This window comes from Bradyrhizobium sp. LA6.1 (genome assembly GCF_040547805.1).
Classification (GTDB): Bacteria; Pseudomonadota; Alphaproteobacteria; order Rhizobiales; family Xanthobacteraceae; genus Bradyrhizobium; species Bradyrhizobium barranii.
On the sequence record NZ_JBEPQK010000005.1, the window covers coordinates 326,287 to 346,367 of the forward strand.

Annotated in this window: 25 protein-coding genes and 1 riboswitch; of the genes, 7 read left to right on the plus strand and 18 right to left on the minus strand. The window is 64.5% G+C overall.

The window, feature by feature from the left end:
- Positions 1–139 precede the first annotated feature (139 nt).
- Positions 140–907, minus strand: a complete 768-nt coding sequence (locus ABIB99_RS15350) for an SDR family NAD(P)-dependent oxidoreductase (RefSeq protein ID WP_354176426.1) — start codon at positions 905–907, stop codon at positions 140–142.
- A 111-nt stretch (positions 908–1,018) separates the two neighbouring features.
- Between ABIB99_RS15350 and ABIB99_RS15355 the strand changes: the two genes are divergently transcribed.
- Positions 1,019–1,504, plus strand: a complete 486-nt coding sequence (locus ABIB99_RS15355) for a molecular chaperone DnaJ (protein ID WP_028156308.1) — start codon at positions 1,019–1,021, stop codon at positions 1,502–1,504.
- 104 nt (positions 1,505–1,608) lie between these two features.
- Here ABIB99_RS15355 and ABIB99_RS15360 read toward each other — a convergent pair whose 3' ends face one another.
- The 3 genes from ABIB99_RS15360 to ABIB99_RS15370 form a co-directional block, all read right to left on the minus strand.
- Complete coding sequence (locus ABIB99_RS15360) at positions 1,609–1,860, minus strand: hypothetical protein (protein WP_354176427.1); 252 nt, start codon at positions 1,858–1,860, stop codon at positions 1,609–1,611.
- Between the two features lie 240 nt (positions 1,861–2,100).
- Positions 2,101–2,361 carry a hypothetical protein gene (locus ABIB99_RS15365; RefSeq protein ID WP_085405154.1) on the minus strand — a complete coding sequence of 87 codons (261 nt, stop codon included), beginning with the start codon at positions 2,359–2,361 and terminating at the stop codon, positions 2,101–2,103.
- A gap of 197 nt (positions 2,362–2,558) precedes the next feature.
- Positions 2,559–2,942, minus strand: coding sequence for a RidA family protein (locus ABIB99_RS15370; RefSeq protein WP_038941868.1), 384 nt, complete (start codon positions 2,940–2,942; stop codon positions 2,559–2,561).
- Between the two features lie 503 nt (positions 2,943–3,445).
- Here ABIB99_RS15370 and ABIB99_RS15375 point away from each other — a divergent pair.
- Complete coding sequence (locus ABIB99_RS15375) at positions 3,446–3,880, plus strand: hypothetical protein (RefSeq protein WP_354176428.1); 435 nt, start codon at positions 3,446–3,448, stop codon at positions 3,878–3,880.
- A gap of 109 nt (positions 3,881–3,989) precedes the next feature.
- On the opposite strand, the gene ABIB99_RS15380 is transcribed toward ABIB99_RS15375, so the two are convergent.
- From ABIB99_RS15380 to ABIB99_RS15390, 3 genes are all read right to left on the minus strand, one after another.
- A complete protein-coding gene (locus ABIB99_RS15380; RefSeq protein ID WP_354176430.1) occupies positions 3,990–4,682 on the minus strand; it encodes a glutathione S-transferase family protein in 693 nt (230 codons plus the stop codon).
- Positions 4,683–4,693: 11 nt separating this feature from the next.
- On the minus strand, positions 4,694–5,086 hold the full coding sequence (locus ABIB99_RS15385) for a hypothetical protein (RefSeq protein ID WP_354176431.1): 393 nt from the start codon (positions 5,084–5,086) through the stop codon (positions 4,694–4,696).
- A 190-nt stretch (positions 5,087–5,276) separates the two neighbouring features.
- Entirely contained in the window at positions 5,277–5,927 is a 651-nt protein-coding gene (locus ABIB99_RS15390; RefSeq protein ID WP_354176433.1) for a glutathione S-transferase family protein, read from the minus strand.
- A gap of 166 nt (positions 5,928–6,093) precedes the next feature.
- On the opposite strand from ABIB99_RS15390, the gene ABIB99_RS15395 reads away from it, so the two are divergent.
- Both ABIB99_RS15395 and ABIB99_RS15400 read left to right on the plus strand, forming a co-directional pair.
- Positions 6,094–6,531, plus strand: coding sequence for a VOC family protein (locus ABIB99_RS15395; RefSeq protein WP_354176435.1), 438 nt, complete (start codon positions 6,094–6,096; stop codon positions 6,529–6,531).
- A gap of 179 nt (positions 6,532–6,710) precedes the next feature.
- Positions 6,711–7,439, plus strand: coding sequence for an SDR family oxidoreductase (locus ABIB99_RS15400; protein ID WP_354176436.1), 729 nt, complete (start codon positions 6,711–6,713; stop codon positions 7,437–7,439).
- 103 nt (positions 7,440–7,542) lie between these two features.
- On the opposite strand, the gene ABIB99_RS15405 is transcribed toward ABIB99_RS15400, so the two are convergent.
- From ABIB99_RS15405 to ABIB99_RS15440, 8 genes are all read right to left on the minus strand, one after another.
- Entirely contained in the window at positions 7,543–8,055 is a 513-nt protein-coding gene (locus tag ABIB99_RS15405) for a mismatch-specific DNA-glycosylase (protein WP_354176437.1), read from the minus strand.
- Between the two features lie 117 nt (positions 8,056–8,172).
- Positions 8,173–8,973, minus strand: a complete 801-nt coding sequence (locus ABIB99_RS15410) for a Shedu anti-phage system protein SduA domain-containing protein (protein WP_354176438.1) — start codon at positions 8,971–8,973, stop codon at positions 8,173–8,175.
- A gap of 24 nt (positions 8,974–8,997) precedes the next feature.
- Positions 8,998–10,896, minus strand: coding sequence for a phosphomethylpyrimidine synthase ThiC (thiC, locus tag ABIB99_RS15415; protein ID WP_354176440.1), 1,899 nt, complete (start codon positions 10,894–10,896; stop codon positions 8,998–9,000).
- A gap of 24 nt (positions 10,897–10,920) precedes the next feature.
- Entirely contained in the window at positions 10,921–11,529 is a 609-nt protein-coding gene (locus ABIB99_RS15420; RefSeq protein ID WP_354176442.1) for a thiamine phosphate synthase, read from the minus strand.
- The gene (locus tag ABIB99_RS15425; RefSeq protein ID WP_247304187.1) at positions 11,516–12,298 is read right to left on the minus strand and encodes a thiazole synthase; all 783 of its coding nucleotides are present in this window, start codon (positions 12,296–12,298) and stop codon (positions 11,516–11,518) included. The genes ABIB99_RS15420 and ABIB99_RS15425 overlap by 14 nt, the downstream gene beginning before the upstream one ends.
- 171 nt (positions 12,299–12,469) lie before the next feature.
- On the minus strand, positions 12,470–12,667 hold the full coding sequence (thiS, locus tag ABIB99_RS15430; protein WP_063981493.1) for a sulfur carrier protein ThiS: 198 nt from the start codon (positions 12,665–12,667) through the stop codon (positions 12,470–12,472).
- A complete protein-coding gene (locus ABIB99_RS15435) occupies positions 12,658–13,668 on the minus strand; it encodes an FAD-dependent oxidoreductase (RefSeq protein ID WP_354176443.1) in 1,011 nt (336 codons plus the stop codon). Before ABIB99_RS15435 ends, thiS begins: the two co-directional genes overlap by 10 nt.
- Positions 13,656–13,784, minus strand: a riboswitch (TPP riboswitch). (Overlaps the previous gene by 13 nt.)
- Before the next feature lie 156 nt (positions 13,785–13,940).
- Positions 13,941–14,477: a lytic transglycosylase domain-containing protein gene (locus ABIB99_RS15440; protein WP_063981495.1), complete on the minus strand. Its 537-nt coding sequence runs from the start codon at positions 14,475–14,477 to the stop codon at positions 13,941–13,943.
- 224 nt (positions 14,478–14,701) lie between these two features.
- Here ABIB99_RS15440 and ABIB99_RS15445 point away from each other — a divergent pair, with 224 nt between their 5' ends.
- On the plus strand, positions 14,702–14,902 hold the full coding sequence (locus ABIB99_RS15445; protein ID WP_063981496.1) for a hypothetical protein: 201 nt from the start codon (positions 14,702–14,704) through the stop codon (positions 14,900–14,902).
- An 8-nt stretch (positions 14,903–14,910) separates the two neighbouring features.
- On the opposite strand, the gene ABIB99_RS15450 is transcribed toward ABIB99_RS15445, so the two are convergent.
- Positions 14,911–16,239, minus strand: coding sequence for an ATP-binding protein (locus tag ABIB99_RS15450; RefSeq protein WP_354176445.1), 1,329 nt, complete (start codon positions 16,237–16,239; stop codon positions 14,911–14,913).
- A gap of 13 nt (positions 16,240–16,252) precedes the next feature.
- Positions 16,253–17,017: a response regulator gene (locus ABIB99_RS15455; RefSeq protein WP_063981498.1), complete on the minus strand. Its 765-nt coding sequence runs from the start codon at positions 17,015–17,017 to the stop codon at positions 16,253–16,255.
- A 180-nt stretch (positions 17,018–17,197) separates the two neighbouring features.
- Between ABIB99_RS15455 and ABIB99_RS15460 the strand changes: the two genes are divergently transcribed.
- Entirely contained in the window at positions 17,198–17,785 is a 588-nt protein-coding gene (locus ABIB99_RS15460; RefSeq protein WP_063981499.1) for a hypothetical protein, read from the plus strand.
- 237 nt (positions 17,786–18,022) lie between these two features.
- A complete protein-coding gene (locus ABIB99_RS15465) occupies positions 18,023–18,553 on the plus strand; it encodes a PRC-barrel domain-containing protein (RefSeq protein WP_354176447.1) in 531 nt (176 codons plus the stop codon).
- A gap of 223 nt (positions 18,554–18,776) precedes the next feature.
- Here ABIB99_RS15465 and ABIB99_RS15470 read toward each other — a convergent pair whose 3' ends face one another.
- Positions 18,777–19,988 carry an ABC transporter substrate-binding protein gene (locus ABIB99_RS15470; RefSeq protein ID WP_028156330.1) on the minus strand — a complete coding sequence of 404 codons (1,212 nt, stop codon included), beginning with the start codon at positions 19,986–19,988 and terminating at the stop codon, positions 18,777–18,779.
- Positions 19,989–20,081 lie beyond the last annotated feature (93 nt).

The following is a 20,081-nucleotide window of genomic DNA, read 5'->3' on the forward strand; positions in this document are numbered from 1 at the left end:
CCGTAGATCTACGGTGGGCGGGTTTGGTTAATCAAAGGTTAATCGCAGGCGATCGCACCAATTGACCTTGGGATTGCCGCGAAGGTGCCGCGATTGGCACGGGATGCATAGCGATGCGGGCCGATTTTGCGCGCCCCGCTCACACGGTCCGATACCCGCCGTCCACCATCACGATCGTCCCCGTGACATACGCCGACAGATCCGACGCCAGGAAGATCGCGGGGCCCACGATGTCCTCGGGCTTGCCGGTGCGCGCCAGCGGCGTGTGATCGACGAAGGCCTGCACCAGCGCCGGATTGGTCGCGCGCACGTTGGCGTTGATGTTGGTCTCGATGAAGCCCGGCCCGATCGCGTTGACGCGCACGCCTTCCTTGCCGAGCTCGGCCGCGAGCGCCTTGGTGAAGCCGAGCACGCCGTGCTTCGAGGTCGTATACGCCGCCGAGCTCGGCGTGCGCAGATGCACGAAGGACTGGATCGAGCCGATGTTGACGATGCGGCCCCTGGCGGCCCGCAGCGGCGCGAGGAACGCCTGCGTCACGTTGAAGACGCCGTTGAGGTTGAGCGAGATGATGTCGTTCCAGTCCTTCGCCACCGTCTCCGTGTCCGCGGTGAAGGCGTTGCGGCGAGTGATGCCGGCATTGTTGACGAGGATCGAGACCTGCCCGACCTTGTCGGCGATCTGCCTGGCGAGCGCAAAGCAGTCGTCACGCTTTGTCACATCGAGCGCAAAGCTCTCGGCCTTGCCGCCGGCCTTGCGGATCTCCTGCGCGGCCTCCGCGACCGTGTCGGCGTTGACGTCGAGCAGCACCACTTGCGCGCCCTCGCGGGCGTAGCCGGCCGCGATCGCCCGGCCGATGCCGGATCCGGCGCCCGTGACGACGGCGATGTGGTTTGCGAGCAATGCCATGACAATTTCCTCCCGGATTCGTTTCGAAGTTTCATGAAAGGCTAACTCGAAATTAAGGGGTCGGAAACGGCCGCCTTGGCATACTGATCTTCATTGCTAAACGTTGCGCGCATGATGGGACGGCTTGAATCCTGGAAACTCGCTCTCGAACGCCTGCGGTCGGCGCAGCCGGCCGACTGGGCCGAGGCGGGCCGGCTCGTCGCCGAGATCGTGCGCATGAGCACGGATGCCACGCTGCGCCAGGCGGCCGAGCAGGCGCTTCCGGTGCTGCGCCAGGCCGCGGACAATGACGATCACAGCGTCACGCTGGCGGCCCAGCGCCGCGTCGGCGTGATCCTCGAGGTCGTCCATGATCTCACCGCGCCGCGCTTCGGCCGCCGCAACGCCATGCCGAAGCAGCTCTCGAGCGAAGATCGTGCCCGCAGGATGCTCGGCCTGCCGCTCGCCGTGCAGCTCACCTGCGACGACATCAACCAGGCCTACCGCCGCGCCGCCAAGGGCAAGCATCCCGACCAGGGCGGCAGCGCGCAAGCCTTCATCGACCTCGCCGCCGCGCGCGACATCCTCATCCATCCCGGCGCGCACAAGGACGCGTGAGCGCGCGCTGGCGCTGCGCCTCGCCGATCCGCCATGTGCTGACAAAAAAGAGCGGGCAAGAACGCGTTGCGCCCTTGCCCGCTCGTCGTCCGCCGATCGAAGTTTTACCAGGTGCAGTGGCCGTTCTTCAACGCGTGATCCTTCAGCACGAGTGCGTCGACGAAGGTCGGCACCGTCGTGCCGACGCGGGCGTAGTCGGAGGGCCACGGCGCGGTCGGGATGCTCTCGTCCCAGATCTGGCAGAAGCCGGTGTCCTGCCAGCGGATCAGGTGATAGCTGGCTTCGGCAGGGCTCGCGGCGACGAAGGCAGTGACGGCAAGACCCGCAGCAGCGCACAGCACGGAAATACGACGCATGATCAGCTCCTCAAATGAAAGATGTGATGCACCTCCCGACTATGACGGGGAGGGATGGTGTGGGACGCTTTTGGGGATGCGCCCCGGACAAGATGTGAGTAGTTCCGTCGGCTGATCAGGTTCAAAGCGTGCGCGCAGGAAATGCGTCATTTGAGCCTCAAAAGCGAGCGCGCGCCTGCAAAGGAAAAGGGCGGGTCGCTCGCGCGGCCCGCCCTCAAAATCAAATTCGTCGCGTGACGCTCAGAGCGTGCAGCGGCGCTCCGAGCGCAGCTTGATCTGGAGATCCGAAGCCGCGGTGAAGGTCGGGACCGGCTTGCTGACGACCTTGTAGGTCGACGCGCCCCACTGGAACGGCTTGTACTTCAGGTCCTCGTTCCAGACCTGGCAGATGCCGGTGTTGTCCCAGCGGATCACGTAATAGCCGACCGCCGCCGAGGCCGGCACGGCAAACACGGAGGTGGCGATGCCGGCAACGGCACAGAGGGCGAGAACGCGACGCATGGAAAATCTCCTTGTGGGGATGTGTGACCCGAAAATCCGTGCGGTAAATGCAGGTCCTTGGCAAGCCGAGGGGCGGCCGTTTCACGGATATGTCAGATCGAGTCGTGCACTTGGTTCGGCCGAGTGCCCGGCAAGACACATACGCCAAGACTCATACGCCAAGACACATGCGCCAAGACACATACGCTAAGCGTGGCTCACTTCGCCAGCGATGCAACCGCCTCGATCTCGATCAGCATCTTCGGGTCGGGCAGGGCCTGCACCACGCAGGTGGTGCGCGCCGGGTAGGGCGGCGGGCCGAACGCGCCGGCATAGAGTGCGTTCATCGCGGCGACGTCCGAGGCGCGCGTGAGCAGCACGTTGACCTTGACGAGATCGCGGACCGTCGCGCCGGCCTCGTCGAGCACGCGCTTGATGTTGACGGCGACGTTGGCGAACTGCGCCTCGAAACCGTCCGGCAGCGCGCCATTGCCGTCGAAGCCGGGAATGCCTGAGACGAACAGGAGATCGCCGACGCGCGTGGCAAAGGACAGCGGCGGCGCCTTGACGTGCGGCGGGGGTGCGAAATGCTGGATCGACATGGGATCACCTCGGATGGAACGGTCGCGTCGCGCGCACGAGCGTAGCGACATGCGGGGGAGTTGCAATCGGCATTGGGGAAGGCGGGTAAAACAAAAACGCGAAAACAACCCCATGCACCGTAGAAATCGTGAGTGTTTCAAATTCGGTATAGCCGAACAATTCACTTGCTCCGTCGGGCAAAACAGGGGCAGGATGGCATCATGGCGGTGGTGCTTGTTTGCGCGGACTCTTCCTTCGCCTCGCCCCGCTTGCGGGGAGAGGCCGACGCGCGCAGCGCACTTGCGCGCCTGAGCGCGGCGGGTGAGGGGGACTCTCCGCGAGTCCAACTCCTACCGCTTATGCCGAAGCAGCCCCTCACCCCAACCCTCTCCCCGTAAGAACGGGGCGAGGGAGCGCACCGCGCAGGCCTCACGCTCCATCATGTTGCCGCCGCGATCCATCGGATACATTCGCTGCATCTGATTCGAATCCTCCCTTGAAAAATAGCCACCGGAGACGCCCCATGAAGCTCGCTACCACCTTCCGCGCCGCGCTGGTCGCCATTGCCGCTCTGGCCGGCATTTCGACCTCGGCGATGGCCGACGGCGGCACCGTGGTGCTGACGATCTACAAGGCGGGCTGGATCATCGGCGGTTCGGGCGGCTCGGGCGTGCTGAACTTCCGCGGCCGCTCCTATGGGCTCTCGACCGGCGGGCTCGACTACGGCCTCGTGTTCGGCGGCTCCAAGACAGTGCTGCGTGGCCGGGTCTCCAACATCAACCGCCCCTCCGACGTCGCCGGCGTCTATGGCGCGGCCGGTGCCGGCCTTGCCATCGGCCGTGGCGCTCGCGCCATCGTGCTGACCAACCAGAAGGGCGCGGTGCTGGAGCTGTCGGGCTACCAGACCGGCCTGATGGCGAATGCGGATCTGAGCGGGCTCGCGATCACGATGCGGTAGGGCGCGGTGTGTAGGCGTAGGGTGGGCAAAGCGAAGCGTGCCCACCATTCGTGCTGCAAATGCGGATGCATGGTGGGCACGGCGCGCAATGAGCGCGCCTTTGCCCACCCTACGAACTCACCGCCGCATGAATCCTCTCGCAATGCGCGACGAGATTGGCGTGCGCATCGACAAAAGCCTTCAGCGGCGTCGGGATCGGAAAATAATAGATGTTGGCGATGAAGCCGTAGATGCCGGCATCACAGCTGGTCGGTGCCGCGCCGTGAACGAAGCCCGCGGCGGGAACGATCTCCGCCAGCACTTCCAGATCGACCAGGCCCCGCGCGGAGGCTTGCTCGGGCGTGTAGCGGCCGATGCCCTGGAAATAATAGCGCTGCGAATTATACGCCTTCGCCTTCTCCAGTCCCTCGGCATCGAGTTGCGGATGCTGCGCGATGAAGGCGTCGCGGAATGCCGGATAGAAGCGATCGTCCTTCCAGCGCGAATACGACATCACCCAGTAGAGATCGTCCAGCATGCGGGTGACGAGATGATTGGTCCGCCGTGCGTCCGGCGACAGCGCGGCATCGATGCTCAGACGATATTTGGCGATCGCATGCGCAATGATTGTCTCGCTGTCGCCGATGGTCTCGCCGTCGTCGACGACGTAAGGCAGCTGCCCGCGCGGCGCGGCAGAGGCATCGAAGAGATGCTCGTGCACGAACGGCTGGCCTGCGAGCTTCAGGAACGCGTAGACCTTGAGGCCGTAGCCGTTGTTGTCGGCGACGCCGAACAGTTCCGGATAAGAATAGAGCGTCAGCATGGTTGCTCCCTTCAGCGCGATGGCACCTTGGCGTGTTGCTCCGTCGTGGCCGCTTGCGCGGCCTTGCTGGCGCGGATCATCAGGAACGCGCCGGAAGAGCCAGGCAGCCGCCAGCGCCCGTCGATTTCGGTCGCCTCGGCGTTCACCGTGCCTTCGTAATGGACCGTGTCGTAGCCGTGGCCGGGCGGCTCGTAGTGTTTGACGAACGAGACCGCGTTGCCGGAGCGCTGACCCGCGATCGAGGCGTTGTGGGTGCGGAGCGGGCATCGCGGGTTCGAGCAGGGCTCGGTCACGCTTCCGCTGAGCGCGCCGCCGGTTTCGACCAGAGTTGCGGTGAAGGTGACCATTCCGGTGCTCGGTTGAATGTAGCTGCCATTCCAGACGCCGGAGAGATCGTCGCTCATGCGGTGCCTTCCCTGGATGATGCGGGCCGGTTGATATCAGGCTCTTCCATCTCAAGTCGTATCGCCGGAGCGACGGGCTGGCAACAGTCCTGCGCATTGTGCGCAGCGTCATTCGATCGGAGGACGCCCGGCGTCGCCCGTTCGACGTATGGGATCGGAAATGTACCGGCTTCAGTGAGAGGCGCGGGCTCTATTTGCCGGTCGATGCGGCGGTGAACACCGCCAGTTGCGCATCGAACGCCCGCCGGAATGCAGGCCGCGCTTCGCCGCGGGCGACATAGGCCGAGAGGTCGGGATATTCCTCCAGCAGGCGAGATGCATTCAACCGGCGCAGCACCGTCACCATCATGAGATCGCCGGCGCTGAACGCGCCGTCGAGCCACTCGGCCTCGCCGAGGCGACGGGACAATTCGCCGAGCCTGATGCGGACGCGATCCTTCAGGACGGGCAGCCGCTCCTCGTACCAACTCTTGTCGCGCTCGAACAGCATCGTCATCCCGAACTCGACGATCGACGGCTCCAGCGTGTTGAGCGCGGCAAACATCCATGCGATCGCGCGGCTCCTCGCATTCGCATCCTTTGGCAACAATCCATCGTGGCGTTCGGCGATTTGGAGCACGATCGCGCCCGACTCGAACAAAGCGAGATCGCCGTCCTCATAGGTCGGAATCTGCCCGAACGGATGCAGCGCAAGATGGGCGGGGTCCTTCATCGCCGCGAACGACACGAGGCGGACGTCGTAGGGCAGGCCCACTTCTTCCAGCGCCCAGCGAACCCGCATATCGCGGGCCTGTCCCTTGCCGCGGTCGGGTGAGTTTTCGAAGGCTGTGATGGTGGGCATCTGGCGGCTCCGGGGTGATCGGCGTTGCATTCAAAGGACGAACGGCCGGCTCGGGTTCCGACAGGGGCGCTGCAAAAAGACCAGCGCCCGTGTCGGAACACGGTCCCGCCGCTCGTCCTTGGAGCGATGGTCGCACGTCCGGTCCAGGACGAAAGGATACAACTTCATGACGTCAATCACGCCGTTCCTCTGGTTCGCCAACAACGTCCCGGAAGCCGTCGCCTTCTACAAAGCGGTGTTCCCCAACGCAAAAGTCGAGACCGTCAGCGACTCCATGGCGGTGTTCGAACTCGAAGGCCAGCGCTTCCACGCGCTCAACGGCGGCCCGCAATACCGCTTCACCGAGGCGGTCTCGTTCTTCATCAGCGTGGAGACGCAAGCCGAGGTCGACTACTTCTGGAGCCGCCTCACTGCCGACGGTGGCGAGGAATCCCGATGCGGATGGCTCAAGGACAAATTTGGACTGTCCTGGCAGGTGATCCCGTCGGCGCTCGGCCGCTACCTCGGCGATTCCGACCGCACCAGAGCGAACCGCGTCATGCAGGCGATGATGGAGATGCGGAAGATTGTGATCGCGGACCTCGACAGGGCGTATGCGGGGTGACGTGCCGCAGGGTGGGTAAAGGCGCGCTCTTCGCGCCGTGCCCGCCGTTCCTCCGGATTTGTGAAGAGATGGTGGGCACGGCGCAAGAGCGCCTTTGCCCACCCTGCGAAGCCGGCGATCCGCATCGCCAATTCGCCTTGCATCGCTATACTGCCGACCATCAGCAGGATGGTGACCCCATGGGAAACGAATTGGAAGGCAAGGTTGCTGCCGTGACCGGGGCCGCGTCGGGCATCGGGTTGGCGAGCACTGAAGCAATGCTGGCCGCGGGCGCGCGCGTGGTGATGGTCGACCGCGACGAGGCCGCGCTGAAGGTGCTCAGCAGCAGGCATGGCGACGCCGTGATCCCGCTGGTCGTCGACCTCCTGGATCCCAGGGACTGCGCATCGTTGCTGCCGCGCGTCCTGGAGCAGGCAGGCCAGCTCGACATCCTGCACGCGAATGCGGGCACCTATGTCGGTGGCGATCTGGTCGATGCCGACAATATGGCCATCGACCGGATGCTGAACCTGAATGTCAACGTGGTGATGAAGAACGTGCACGACGTGCTGCCGCACATGATCGCGCGCCGGAGCGGCGACATCATCGTCACGAGTTCGCTGGCGGCGCATTTTCCGACGCCCTGGGAGCCGGTCTATGCGTCGTCCAAATGGGCGATCAACTGCTTCGTCCAGACGGTGCGGCGCCAGGTCTTCAAGCACGGCATTCGCGTGGGCTCGATCTCGCCCGGCCCGGTCGTCACCTCACTGCTCGCGGACTGGCCGCCCGAGAAGCTGCAGGAAGCCAGGGAAACGGGCAGCCTGCTGGAGGCCAGCGACGTGGCTGAGGTCGTGATGTTCATGCTGACACGGCCGCGCGGCATGACCATTCGCGACGTGGTCATGCTGCCGACCAATTTCGATCTTTAGGGCGCATGCTCTCGTCGTGCCGTAGGGGGGTTAGCGCAGCGTAACCCACCACTTCTGTCTCCGCGGGGACAGACCTCGGTGGATTACGCTGCGCTAATCCACCCTACGATCTGATCCACGCCGCGAGTTCTCGCCACGGCTCCAGCGTCCAATGCCCGGACGCGGCGCCGGACGGCGAGGGAAGCACGAACACGTCGGGCAGCTTCTCGTTGCGTTGCTGCCGCCCAAGCGCAATCCGGCTCGATGGCCTGCCATAGAACAAGCTCGCGGCCTTCTTGCTCGTGAACGCAATCGTCCGCGGCTGATACTTCACGATCTTGGCCTTGAATCCGGGCACGTCGATCGTGTCAGCCGCGATCTGATAATCCATCCCGGCGCCTGACTTGGAGAGATCGGTGAAGCCGATCCCGAGCTCGAGCAGCATGGCGAATTCGCCCGGCTGATACCGCCGCGCCGTGATCCCGGCCTCATGGATCGCGCGCCAGAAGCGGTTGCCGGGATGGGCGTAGTAGTGTCCGACCGCGGCCGAGCGCGTGCTGGCGGCGGTGCCGACGAAGACGAGGCGGAGGTTGGGAAGGAGTTGGTCGGGAAGGCGGTGTGGGGTGGTGTCGGGCACGTCAATTATCCGCGGCTGTAGCCCGCATGAGCGGAGCGATATGCGGGTCGGCAAAGACCCCGGATGTCGCCGCGCTCATCCGGGCTACGCGTTACTGAGTTCTGAAAAACCTGCGAGTTATGATCCGGGCTCGTCCGAATTGGCCATGCTCCAGAAGGCATTCTCGTCGTGCCACTCGTCACGCTCAAGTCGAAAATTTGCCAAACGCGCGACTTGCTCGTAAGTGAATATCCGCAAATGAGAATTTCCGTGCCGGTTTCGACTGATCAGTCGCTCTTTGTCTTGAGAGCTTAAGTCCGACCACCGTCCAATTATTATTGTGTAAGAAAAGTAGGGCTCATTAAATCCTCCGAATGAGGACCATGTGGCCTCGAGGCGACTTTCGTCCGTCAAGCGAAGTCCACGCCCGTCAATTGTGCTTGCACCAAGTAGGGGAACTTCCTGAGCTTTGCGAATTAGTTCTTTTGAGAAGTGAACAGGGTTGCGATTGATCCAGATGCGCCAATTTTCAATTTGGCTCTCAGCTAATGCCAGCCTTCGGGCTGAGTTTCCCTTCTGAGTGAAAAGTGGTTCGTGGCTAGTCTCTATCTCAAAGAGGTGAGCTAGCGCGCCACCTTGCGAAGCTTGGAGCACACAAAAGTCTGCGCGATATTGTGTTCCGACTGCAGGCTTGAAAAGTACCGCCAAATCGCTGTTGTCGGGGGTCCCGAGTAGGCCAGTTAGGAAGCCAACATTCCGTTCTAGAAAATTCTGCAACTCTTCCTCGCGCGGGCATTTGGCGAGCAGTTCGCAGATGGCATATAGCTCAGGAGCCGCTGGAGCTGGAACGCGTAGTCGCCGTCCGATGCCAAGCGCGCGATCCGGGCCGGCGCCCAAGATCGCACGCAGAACTTTTTCACCTTCGGGAGATAGCGCCATAGCTCGCTGGGAATCGCGGATAGTCTACAGCACCCGGTTACTCTCCTTCACCTTCTCCGCATCCAGATACACGCTTGAGCCCATCTCCTTGAACTTCGCGCTCATCTGCTTCATGCCGTCCTCGGCTGTCCCGCTCATCGACATGCCCACGCTGTTCGGGTCGTTCAGCGTCGCCGCATAGTCCCGCACGTCCTGGGTAATCTTCATCGAGCAGAATTTTGGCCCGCACATCGAGCAGAAATGCGCGACCTTGTGGGCTTCCTTCGGCAGGGTCTCGTCGTGGAAGTTTTTCGCGGTATCCGGATCGAGGCCGAGGTTGAACTGGTCGCTCCAGCGGAAGTCGAAACGGGCACGGGAGAGCGCGTCGTCGCGCAGTTGCGCGGCCGGGTGGCCCTTGGCGAGATCGGAGGCGTGGGCGGCGATCTTGTAGGTGATGACGCCGACCTTGACGTCGTTACGATCAGGCAGGCCGAGATGCTCCTTCGGCGTGACGTAGCAGAGCATGGCGCAGCCGAACCAGCCGATCATGGCGGCGCCGATGCCCGAGGTGATGTGGTCATAACCCGGCGCGATGTCGGTCGTCAGGGGCCCGAGGGTGTAGAACGGCGCCTCGCCGCATTCCTTGAGCTGCTTGTCCATGTTGATCTTGATCTTGTGCATCGGCACGTGGCCGGGGCCTTCGATCATGACCTGGCAGCCCTTGTCCCACGCGATCTTGGTCAGCTCGCCGAGCGTCTCCAGTTCGGCGAATTGCGCGCGGTCGTTCGCGTCGGCGATCGAGCCGGGACGCAGGCCGTCGCCGAGCGAGAACGAGACGTCATACTTGCGCATGAGGTCGCAGATCTCGTCGAAGTGCGTATAGAGGAAGCTCTCCTTGTGATGCGCCAGGCACCACTTCGCCATGATCGAGCCGCCGCGGCTGACGATGCCGGTGACGCGGTTGGCGGTGAGGTGGATGTAGGACAGGCGCACGCCGGCGTGGATGGTGAAATAGTCGACGCCCTGCTCGCACTGCTCGATCAGCGTGTCCTTGTAGAGCTCCCAGGTCAGCTTGACCGGATCGCCTTCGCACTTCTCCAGCGCCTGGTAGATCGGCACGGTGCCGATCGGGATCGGCGCGTTGCGCAGAATCCATTCCCGGGTGGTGTGGATGTTGCGGCCGGTGGAGAGGTCCATCACGGTGTCGGCGCCCCAGCGGATCGCCCACACCATCTTGTCGACTTCCTCTTCCACCGACGACGTCACGGCGGAGTTGCCGATATTGGCGTTGATCTTGGTCAGGAAGTTGCGGCCGATGATCATCGGCTCGAGTTCGGCGTGGTTGATATTGCAGGGGATGATGGCGCGGCCGCGCGCGATTTCGCTGCGCACGAATTCAGGGGTGATGAAGGCGGGGACTTCGGCGCCAAAGCTTTCGCCGTCGGCGAGCGCAGCCTCGGCGCGATCGAGCTGCTGCTTGCGGCCGAGATTTTCGCGTTCGGCGACGTAGATCATCTCCTTCGTGATGATGCCGGCGCGGGCGAATTCGAGCTGGGTGATCTTGTGGCCGTCGAGGCCGCGTAGCGGCTTGTGGTGCGCGGTGAAGGCCTTTGCGGCATGCGAGGCGCCGACGTTGCCATTGTCCTCCGGCTTGATATCGCGGCCCTGATACTCCTCGACGCCGCCTCGCTCCTTGACCCAGGCGAGACGGTTGCGCGACAGGCCGGCGTTGACGTCGATGGTGACGGTCGGGTCGGTGTAGGGGCCCGAGGTGTCGTAGACCGGCAGGTTGGGCTCGCCGGCGCCCTCGGAGAGGATGATCTCGCGCAACGGCACGCGCATGTCGGGCGCAGCGTCCGGAGACGCGAAGATTTTTCGCGACGAGGGCAGCGGGCCGGTGGTGACGGCGGGGACGGTCTTTTCGGGGTTGGAGCGGATGTTCATGGGATCCTCCGTTGTATCTCTCGTTCAGGCGGCTTTGGCGGAATCGCCAAGCCATTGTTTGACCCGCGCGTCCGGGTCGGCGTTTTGGGTGACGTCGCTGACCACGGCGATGGAATCGGCGCCGGCGGCAAAGATCTCCGCGGCGTGCTCGAACTTGATGCCGCCGATCGCGACCAGCGGGATGGTGCCGATCCGCTTCTTCCATTCCGTGATTTTCGGAATGCCCTGCGGCTCGAAGCGCATCGATTTGAGCGTGGTGAAGAAGATCGGACCGAGCGCGACGTAGTCGGGCTCTGCGGCAAGCGCGGTCTCGAGCTCCGCGTCGTCATGGGTGGAGACGCCAAGCGACAGGCCAGCCTCGCGGATGGCCTTGAGGTCCGCGTCCGCCAGGTCTTCCTGGCCGAGATGCAGATACTTTGCGCCGGCGACGACGGCCGCGCGCCAATAGTCGTTCACGACCAGCTTGGCCTGCGTGTCCTTCGTGATCGCCAGCGCGTCGGTGACGATCTGGAGCGCGTCGGCGTCGTTGAGGTCTTTCGCGCGCAGCTGGATGGTGCCGACGCCGAGCTTGGTCAGGCGTTCGACCCATTTGAGGCTGTCGACGACGGGATAGAAACGATCAGGATACGGCATGCCAGAATGGTGTCCCAACGACAGGGGTGGAGGGGGAGGCGAAGTCGCGGGCGTTCATCAGCCCGGCTTCGTAGGCGGTGCGGCCGGCATCACAGCCGAGACGGAAGGCGTTGGCCATGGCGACGGGATCGGCGGCCTTTGCGATGGCCGTGTTGAGCAGCACGGCGTCGTAGCCGAGCTCGAGCGCCTCGGCCGCATGTGACGGCGCGCCGATGCCGGCGTCGACCACCAGCGTGATGTCAGGCAGCCGCTCGCGCAGCAGTTTCAGCGCGTCGCGGTTGGTGATGCCGCGGGCCGAGCCGATCGGCGCGGCCCAGGGCATGACGACCTTGCAGCCGGCATCGACCAGGCGGTTGGCGACCGAGAGATCCTCGGTGCAATAGGGGAACACTTCAAAGCCGTCCTTGATCAGGATGGCGGCGGCCTCGACCAGGCCGACGACGTCGGGCTGCAGCGTGTCGTTGTCGGCGATCACTTCCAGCTTGATCCAGGACGTGCCGAACAATTCGCGCGCGAGTTTTGCGGTCGTCACGGCCTCGCGCACGCTGCGGCAGCCGGCGGTGTTCGGCAGCACGCTGACGTCGAGCTCGCGGATCAGATTCCAGAACGCGTCGCCGGTCTTGCCGCCGGCGGCTTCGCGGCGCAGCGACACGGTGACGATGTTCGAGCCGGAGGCACGGATCGCCGCCTGCATGATCGCAGGCGAGGGATAGAGCGCGCTGCCGATCAGCAGGCGGGAGGGGAAGGTTTTGCCGTAGAAGGTCACCATGTCCGAGGTGTCTCCTCAAGTTCAACTGTCGTCCCCGCGAAGGCGGGGACCCATACCGCGTGATTTCTCTTGGGGCACGTGGGGAGAGACCGGCCGCCATAACCGCTCCCTGTGGTTATGGGTCCCCGCCTTCGCGGGGACGACAAGTGGAGAGAGCGTGCCATCATCACCTCACCCTCCCTGCCGCGGCGTGATGATCTCGATCTCGTCGCCGGCCTTGAGGTGGGTCTCCGCCCAGCGGCTCTTCGGCACGACGTCGTAATTGAGCGCGATCGCGAAATGGGTGCCCTCATAGTCGAGCTCGCTGAGCAGCGCGTCGACGCTGGCCGAGTTCACCTCGCGCTGCTCGCCGTTGACGATCACGCGCATTGCATCACCTCATTGTCGATCTGGCCGCGCTGGACGTACTGCAGCGTCAGCTCGGCGAGCGCCGGTGCGATCAGGAAGCCGTGGCGGTAGAGGCCGTTGACGGCGATCCTCTCGCCACGAATGCCGATGCGCGGCAGATTGTCGGGAAAAGCGGGGCGCAAGCCCGAGCCGAATTCGACGATGCGCGCCTCGCCGAAAGCCGGATGCACGGCATAGGCCGCACCCAGCAGCTCCAGCGCCGAGCGCACGCTGACGCCGGTGTCCTCGGCCTCGATCGAGGTCGCGCCCAGCATGAACAGATTGTCCTCGCGCGGGATCACGTAGAGCGGCCAGCGCGGATGGATCAGCCGCACCGGGCGCGCCAGCCGCACCTCGCCGGTCTCGATCAAAATCATCTCGCCCTTGACGCCGCGCAACTCCGGCTGCTCGTCGCGCGCGCCAAGGCCGCGGCAGTCGATCACGATACCGTCGAGGTCTTTGGCGGAGACGTCGCTATCAAACTTGATGGTGCCGCCGGCGGCGCGGATGCGCTCGTGCAGCTTCGGCAGCACGCGGCGCGGCTCGACATGGCCCTCGGTCGGGAAGAACAGCGCGTCGCGGAAGCGGCCCTCCAGCGACGGTTCGAGCTCGGCAAGGCTGGTCGCATCGAGCCGGCGGTGGCCTTCGGTCATCCGCGCAAAACGCTCGAAATCGTTGCGCTCGCGCGGGTGGGCGACGACGAGCGAGCCGTTGAAGGGCGTGTCCGGCAGCTCGCGCCGCCAGATGTCCAGGGAGCGCTGGCCGAGCCTGGAGATGATAGGTTCGGCGACCTCCGCCTCGCACCAGGGCGCGAGCATCCCGCCGGCCCAATGGCTGGTGGAATCGGTCATCGCGGCGTCACCGCGCTCGTGTAGCGTCACCGAATGGCCGGCCTGCGCGAACAAAAGCGCCTGCCAGGCACCTGCAATGCCTGCGCCGATGATGGATACCGGGGAATCCGGTCGCTTGGTGGTCTGCAACATCCCTGTCCCTTCGCCGGCATGACCCGGATCAGGTTCAAAGGGTCACCGCGGTCCTGGGCCTTCTGACCCATTTAGCGGTATCTCAGCTCCTCCTCGGAGCACCCCTCGGAACGGCTCTAATGTATGCCAGCGGGACGGGGTGGTCAACGCGCTAGCCACAGGGCTGACATTCCGGCGCGGTCCGCCGGACCGAACCCCGGGTGCGCAATTGCGCACCGGGGAAGCTCGAGATTCCGGGCTCGATGCTTCGCATCGCCCCGGAATGACGCTGGCTAGTGGTTGGGAACCTCCTGCGCCCGCGCATTGCTGACGCGCTGGGCCAGCTTCTTATGCGGCGCCATCCCGAGCATCGGCTGCGGATTGCCGTTCGGCTCGAGCCAGGTGTCGTTGCTGGCCTGCTGCACCATTTCCTGGCGCTGCCGCTTTGCAACGTAGTAATAGCCGCCCGCGAAATAACGCACGGCTCGGGCGTGGTCGCCATTGGCGGCGCGATAGGCGCCGGCGAGGTATTTGACGGCGTAGGTGAGGTTGGTGTTGGGATCGCGCAGGCCGGCGGCGTCGCCGGTGTAGCCGACCCCGCGGGCGGTCGCGAGCTTGATCTGCATCAGGCCGATGGTGCCGCCGCGACCGATCAGGCCGGGCTGATAGCGGCTCTCGCGCATGATGACGCGATGCACCAGCGCTTCCGGCACGCCGTTGGCGCGGGCATGGGCCGCGACCATCTCGGCATACTCGGCTTCGCCCGCGAATGCGGCCTGCGGCAACATCAGCCCGGCCGCAACGAGCGCGGCAATACGCAAAATTTTCATTGAATTATTCCTCGGCAGAACGAACCTGCACCCGTGCGCGTTAGGCCGTGGGAACACGGCGATGATGTGGCGAAACGCCGCCAGCGGCGATTTTCGCGGGGCCGTCGTTTTTACGACTCAAACCCAGGTTAGGATTGCACTTGGCGATGTGCGTTACGCGACAGCAGGTCTGTCTATTCGTGCATTCGCCCAAAAATCGCTATTCAAAATTCGGGAGAACGTCCATGACCCGAGCAGATATCGGCGACATCCCCAAGCAGAACCCCTGTGCGCAATGTGGGGCACCGATCCCGTCTCCGGACTGGATCGAGCCGGGCGAAGGCCGCGTTTCCTATCTCTGGAAATGCCACGCCTGCGGCTACCGCTTCGAGGCGGTGGCGATCTTCGAGGAGCACCCGATCGAGCATCCGCCGCTCGCCGCCTGAGGCGTGCCTTACGCCGCCCGCCGCGGCTGCTGCCACACCGGCAATTGCATCCGTACGATCAGCCCGTGCGGCGCGCGGTCGTGCAACGACAATTCGCCGCCATGAGCGATCGCGATCGCGCGCGCGATCGACAGGCCGAGCCCGAAGCCGGTGTGCTCGTCCATGGTGCGCGCGTCATCGCCGCGCGCGAACGGCTCCAGCATCTCCTGCTTGCGCGCATCCGAGATGCCGGGGCCGTCGTCCTCGACGTCGATGACGAGCGTGGTGCCGGATACGTCGAGGCGGATCGTCACTTCGGCGCCGAAGCGAACCGCGTTCTCGACGAGGTTGGTGACGCCCCGATGCAGCTCGTCGGGCCGCGCGGCGGCCGTCGCCGAAGCGGGGCCGTCATAGTGCACGACATGGCCCATGTCGCCGAACTGGTCGGCGATGACCTGGAGCGTGCTCGCGATGTCGACCAGCGTCACCGCCTCGATCTTGCGGTCGTTGCGCAGCAGCGACAACACGGATTCCAGCATCGAGCGCATCTGGTCGAGATCGATCAGCATGCGCCTGCGGTTGCCCTCGTCCTCGATGAACTCGGCGCGCAGGCGCAGCCGGGTGATCGGCGTTCGCAGGTCGTGGCTGATCGCCGCCAGCATCCGGGTGCGATCCGACATCAGCCGCGCGATCCGCTCATGCATGCGGTTGAGCGCGCGCGCGACCGAGCGGATCTCCTCCGGGCCGCGCTCGGGCAGCGGATCGGCCGCCCCGTCCAGGCTGAAATTCTCGGCGGCCCTGGCAAACGAGGACAGCGGCGCGGCCAGCGCGTAGGCCGCCCACAGGCCGAGCATCGTGACGCTGATCAGCGCGAACAGCAGCGTTATCATCCAGGGGCCGCCCCAGAACCGCGGCGGATGCGGGCCCTGCTCGACGCGACCTGCGATCACACTGCCGTCGGGAAGCTCGACCGCGACGCGGTGCACGCCGAAGTTCGGGGTCAGCGCGATCACCTTGTACTGATGGCCGAGATGCCGGCGCACGTTGCGCAGATGCGGGCCACCGCTGTCTTCGGCGACGGAGAAGGTCCCCGGCGCGAGGAGCTCGATGCCGGCATTCGGAAACGCACGCACGATATTGGCGAGGATGCGCGGCCGCTCGCTCGCATCCGTGCCGTTGAGCAGCAGGGCCGCGTCCGCAAGCTGATGGGCGGCGTCGGGCGGCGGCTCGGCCCGGTCCGGCCGGCTGATCAGGAAGCTGGCGGTGAGGATCAGATGCAGCGCGACGATCGACGCCACCACCAGCGCGGCGATCTGTCCACCGATGCTTTTGAGGTGGAAGAAGCGGAACGGCGTCATGACGACCGCTCCACTAACTGCTCAGGGTCGCCGCGACCGCTTCGTTGCCAGCTGCTTCAGTCCCGGCCGCTTCGGTTCTGGGCGTGAACAGATAGCCGCCGGAGCGCACCGTCTTGATGATGGTGGGATCGGCCGGATTGGGCTCGATCTTGCGACGGATGCGGCTGACCAGCACGTCGATCGAGCGTTCGAACGAGCCGGTGTTGCGCCCTTGCGTGAGGTCGAGCAGGCTGTCGCGCGACAGCACGCGGCCGGGCCGTTCGCAGAACGTCCGTAGCAGATCAAACTCGGCGCTGGTCACCGCGACGCGCGCGCCTTCCGGATTGCGCAATTCGCGCAGGCGCAGATCGATGCGCCAGCCCTCGAAGACGAGCGTGGAGGCGCCCTCGATCGAGCTTGCCGCCTGGGCTGCGACCTGGCGGCGTAGCACCGCGTTGATGCGCGCGAGCAGCTCGCGCGGGTTGAACGGCTTTGGCAGATAGTCGTCCGCGCCCATCTCGAGGCCGACGATGCGATCGACGTCCTCGCCGCGCGCGGTCAGCATGATGATCGGCGTCTGCGCCTCCGAGCGTACCTTGCGGCACAGGCTCAGGCCGTCCTCGCCGGGCAGCATGACGTCGAGGATGATGAGGTCGACCCTGTGATCGGCCAAGGCACGCGACATCTCCCGGCCATCGCTCACGGTGGTGACGTTGCAGGCGTTGTTGCGCAGGTACTTTGCAATCAACGTCCGGGTTTCGCGGTCGTCCTCGACGACCAGGATGTTGGGATTGGCCATGCGCTTTGTTTGTCCAAGATTCGGGCCAAAAGGCGAAGATTTTTGTTTCGGATTGTTTCTGACTGTCCGGGCGCAACAGCAGGCAATACCCGGGCAGGGAAGCGGCAAGGTCTCGTTAAGGCCGCTAACCATACCGTGGCGGTGTCGCTTACGAAACCCCGCAAAAGCCACGGAGCCATTATGACCTCGATTTCGGCGGCCTCCGCCGGTAACTACCAGTCGCCCCTGCAGCGGCTTCAGCAGCAATTGCAATCGGACGTTTCCGACGGCACGATCTCGTCGTCGGACCAGTCGGCGCTCTCGACCGCGCTGACCGACATCGACACCGCCTTGCAGTCGAGCCGATCCAGCGATCAGTCGAGTGGCACGCGTCCTTCCAAGGACGAGATGAAGTCGAAGATCGACGATCTCATCGCCAACGAAGTGTCGAACGGGACGCTGACCTCGGACCAGGCGGACGAACTGAAGAACGTGTTTCAGTCCGCTTTCGCCAAGGGGCCAGGCGGCGCCGGCGGTCCCGGTGGTCCGGGTGGTCCCGGTGGTGCGGGCGGACCGCCGCCCGGTCCGCCGCCGGATGACAGCTCGTCGGATTCGTCCTCGACGGACTCGACCAGCAGCACGTCGACCAACACGACCACGGCGGACATTCTCCAGCAATTCCTCCAGGCGCTCCAGCAGTCGCAATCGTCGAGCGCGTCCTACGGCGCCAGCGGCAGCTCATTCGGCGGTTCGGATTTCTCCGCACTTCTGATCGACTTCAAGAGCTGACCTGAGCGACGCAGGTCGGCGCGTTCCTCGCCGCGATCGTGCTTCACCCAGGGCGCATGATCGTCGGCGGGGAACTGTGCATCAGGAACGTTCCTCATCGAACCTTCCTGAGTGACGCAGGAACTTTCGTCGCAGCGCAGCGCCATCATCGCGTGACGAAATTGCCGCAGAAAAGGAACTGCGGATGATCGCCGCTGTTCTCTCCGCATAAGCTTTCTGCTGAAGGAGAGGACAACAATGTTGATGAAATCGATCGCCGCCGGCCTTGCCGGCACCGCACTGCTTGCGACCGTTGCGTTCGCGCAAAACCCGACGGCCACCACCGACAAGGCGGCGCCCGCGGCCACCACCACCACCACAACGACGACCGCGTCGGGCGAGTGGCGTGCCTCGAAGATGTCGGGCCTGAAGATCTACAACGACGCCAACGAGAACATTGGCTCGATCAACGACCTACTGATGGACAAGAGCGGCAACATCAAGATTGCCGTGATCGGCGTCGGCGGCTTCCTCGGCATGGGCGAGCATCTGGTCGCCGTCCCCTACGAGAAGCTGAAGTTCGTCAACGAGGCCGTCGCCTACACCGGCACCGGCGCGAAGCCTGCGGCGACCACGACCACTGGCGCTGCGACCGGCACCGAGAAGACCACGACGACCACGACGGCTACGACCGCCTCGTCCACGTCGAAATGGTATCCGGACCACGCCGTGTTCAATGCCAGCAAGGACGAGCTGAAGAACATGCCCGAGTTCAAGTACTCGGAGTAATGCTGCTCACGTGACGGCCGAAACGAGGCGCGCCCGGTTTTCACCGGGCGCGCTGTCGTGTCTTTCGTCTTTCACCTCGCCCCGCTTGCGGGGAGAGGTCGGATTGCATCGAAGATGCAATCCGGGTGAGGGGGAGTCTCGACGAGCCCAACTGGCGCCGTCCCCGCGGAGACTCCCCCTCACCCCAATCCTCTCCCCGCAAGCGGGGAGAGGGAGAAGACGTTCAGTGCGTCACCAGCGGGCAGCCGCCCTTGTCGAGGGGACGGAAGGCTTCGTCGCCGGGGACGGTGGCGATCAGCTTGTAGAGGTCCCACTCACCCTTGGACTCCTCCGGCTTCTTCACCTCGAACAGATACATGTCGTGCACCATGCGGCCGTCGATGCGGATCTTGCCGTTCCTGGCGAAGAAGTCGTTGACCGGGGTTTTGCGCATCTGCTCCATCACCTTCGGCGCCTCGTCGGTCTTGATGGCCTCGATCGCCTTCAGATAGTGCATGGTCGCCGAGTAGAGACCGGCCTGGATCATGGTCGGCATATGACCGACCTTCTCGTTGAACCGCTTCGAGAAGGCGCGCGTCTCCTCGTTCATGTCCCAGTAGAACGCGTCGGTGACGATCAGGCCTTGCGTCGCCTTGATGCCGAGCGAATGGGTGTCGGTGATCTCCTGGAGCAGCGCGATCATCTTCTGGCCACCCTGAACGAGACCGAATTCGGCCGCCTGCTTCAGCGCGTTGGTGGTATCGCCGCCGGCATTCGCCAGCGCGACCACCTTGGCCTTGGAGGCCTGGGCCTGCAGCAGGAAGGACGAGAAGTCCGAGGAATTGAGCGGATGGCGGACCTCGCCGAGCACCTTGCCGCCGCTCTCCTTGACCACGTTGGCGGCGTCGCGCTGCAGCGCCATGCCGAAGGCGTAGTCGGCGGTGACGAAGAACCAGGTGTCCTCGCCGCGCTTCACCATCGCCTTGCCGGCGACATTCGACAGCGCATAGGTGTCGTAGGTCCAGTGCACGGTGTTGGGCGAGCAGGCGACGCCGGTGATATCCGATGACCCGCCGCCGGAGTTGATGTTGATCTTGTTCTTCTCGCGCGTCAGCGCCGAGATCGGCAGTGCCACCGAGGATGTCGGCACGTCGAAGATCGCGTCGACCTTGTCGTTGTCGTACCAGTTGCGGGCGATGTTGACGCCGACGTCGGGCTTGTTCTGGTGATCGGCGGCGACCACCTGTACCGGCTTGCCCGCGACCTTGGCGCCGTAATCGGCAACCGCCATCTCGACGGCGGCGAGCGAGCCCTTGCCGGTCGCGTCCGCATAGAGGCTCGACATGTCCGTGAGCACGCCGATCTTGACGACGTCGTCTGAGATCTGCGCGTGGGCCGTGCCTGATGTGGCGGCGAGAGCAAGACCGGCCGCGACGGCGGCGATGAGTTTTTGCATATGTTTCTCCCTGTGTTGTTGTTTGGGTTTTGTTGCGGGGACTGTTCTAGCGACAATCGGTCGCGGGGGCAAAGCCGGGGATGTGTGAGGTGG

What these genes read in the sequence shown, in the direction of transcription:
- ABIB99_RS15390 (WP_354176433.1), bottom strand. Translation starts at nt 5,927, where the DNA reads ATGCCCACCATCACAGCCTTCGAAAACTCACCCGACCGCGGCAAGGGA.
- ABIB99_RS15420 (WP_354176442.1), bottom strand. Translation starts at nt 11,529, where the DNA reads ATGCCGTATCCTGATCGTTTCTATCCCGTCGTCGACAGCCTCAAATGG.
- ABIB99_RS15450 (WP_354176445.1), bottom strand. Translation starts at nt 16,239, where the DNA reads ATGACGCCGTTCCGCTTCTTCCACCTCAAAAGCATCGGTGGACAGATC.
- thiS (WP_063981493.1), bottom strand. Translation starts at nt 12,667, where the DNA reads ATGCGCGTGATCGTCAACGGCGAGCAGCGCGAGGTGAACTCGGCCAGC.
- ABIB99_RS15440 (WP_063981495.1), bottom strand. Translation starts at nt 14,477, where the DNA reads ATGAAAATTTTGCGTATTGCCGCGCTCGTTGCGGCCGGGCTGATGTTG.
- ABIB99_RS15360 (WP_354176427.1), bottom strand. Translation starts at nt 1,860, where the DNA reads ATGCGTCGTATTTCCGTGCTGTGCGCTGCTGCGGGTCTTGCCGTCACT.
- ABIB99_RS15465 (WP_354176447.1), top strand. Translation starts at nt 18,023, where the DNA reads ATGTTGATGAAATCGATCGCCGCCGGCCTTGCCGGCACCGCACTGCTT.
- ABIB99_RS15455 (WP_063981498.1), bottom strand. Translation starts at nt 17,017, where the DNA reads ATGGCCAATCCCAACATCCTGGTCGTCGAGGACGACCGCGAAACCCGG.
- ABIB99_RS15460 (WP_063981499.1), top strand. Translation starts at nt 17,198, where the DNA reads ATGACCTCGATTTCGGCGGCCTCCGCCGGTAACTACCAGTCGCCCCTG.
- ABIB99_RS15350 (WP_354176426.1), bottom strand. Translation starts at nt 907, where the DNA reads ATGGCATTGCTCGCAAACCACATCGCCGTCGTCACGGGCGCCGGATCC.
- ABIB99_RS15470 (WP_028156330.1), bottom strand. Translation starts at nt 19,988, where the DNA reads ATGCAAAAACTCATCGCCGCCGTCGCGGCCGGTCTTGCTCTCGCCGCC.
- ABIB99_RS15355 (WP_028156308.1), top strand. Translation starts at nt 1,019, where the DNA reads ATGATGGGACGGCTTGAATCCTGGAAACTCGCTCTCGAACGCCTGCGG.
- ABIB99_RS15435 (WP_354176443.1), bottom strand. Translation starts at nt 13,668, where the DNA reads ATGTTGCAGACCACCAAGCGACCGGATTCCCCGGTATCCATCATCGGC.
- ABIB99_RS15375 (WP_354176428.1), top strand. Translation starts at nt 3,446, where the DNA reads ATGAAGCTCGCTACCACCTTCCGCGCCGCGCTGGTCGCCATTGCCGCT.
- ABIB99_RS15395 (WP_354176435.1), top strand. Translation starts at nt 6,094, where the DNA reads ATGACGTCAATCACGCCGTTCCTCTGGTTCGCCAACAACGTCCCGGAA.
- ABIB99_RS15365 (WP_085405154.1), bottom strand. Translation starts at nt 2,361, where the DNA reads ATGCGTCGCGTTCTCGCCCTCTGTGCCGTTGCCGGCATCGCCACCTCC.
- ABIB99_RS15400 (WP_354176436.1), top strand. Translation starts at nt 6,711, where the DNA reads ATGGGAAACGAATTGGAAGGCAAGGTTGCTGCCGTGACCGGGGCCGCG.
- ABIB99_RS15425 (WP_247304187.1), bottom strand. Translation starts at nt 12,298, where the DNA reads ATGGTGACCTTCTACGGCAAAACCTTCCCCTCCCGCCTGCTGATCGGC.
- thiC (WP_354176440.1), bottom strand. Translation starts at nt 10,896, where the DNA reads ATGAACATCCGCTCCAACCCCGAAAAGACCGTCCCCGCCGTCACCACC.
- ABIB99_RS15410 (WP_354176438.1), bottom strand. Translation starts at nt 8,973, where the DNA reads ATGGCGCTATCTCCCGAAGGTGAAAAAGTTCTGCGTGCGATCTTGGGC.
- ABIB99_RS15370 (WP_038941868.1), bottom strand. Translation starts at nt 2,942, where the DNA reads ATGTCGATCCAGCATTTCGCACCCCCGCCGCACGTCAAGGCGCCGCCG.
- ABIB99_RS15380 (WP_354176430.1), bottom strand. Translation starts at nt 4,682, where the DNA reads ATGCTGACGCTCTATTCTTATCCGGAACTGTTCGGCGTCGCCGACAAC.
- ABIB99_RS15385 (WP_354176431.1), bottom strand. Translation starts at nt 5,086, where the DNA reads ATGAGCGACGATCTCTCCGGCGTCTGGAATGGCAGCTACATTCAACCG.
- ABIB99_RS15445 (WP_063981496.1), top strand. Translation starts at nt 14,702, where the DNA reads ATGACCCGAGCAGATATCGGCGACATCCCCAAGCAGAACCCCTGTGCG.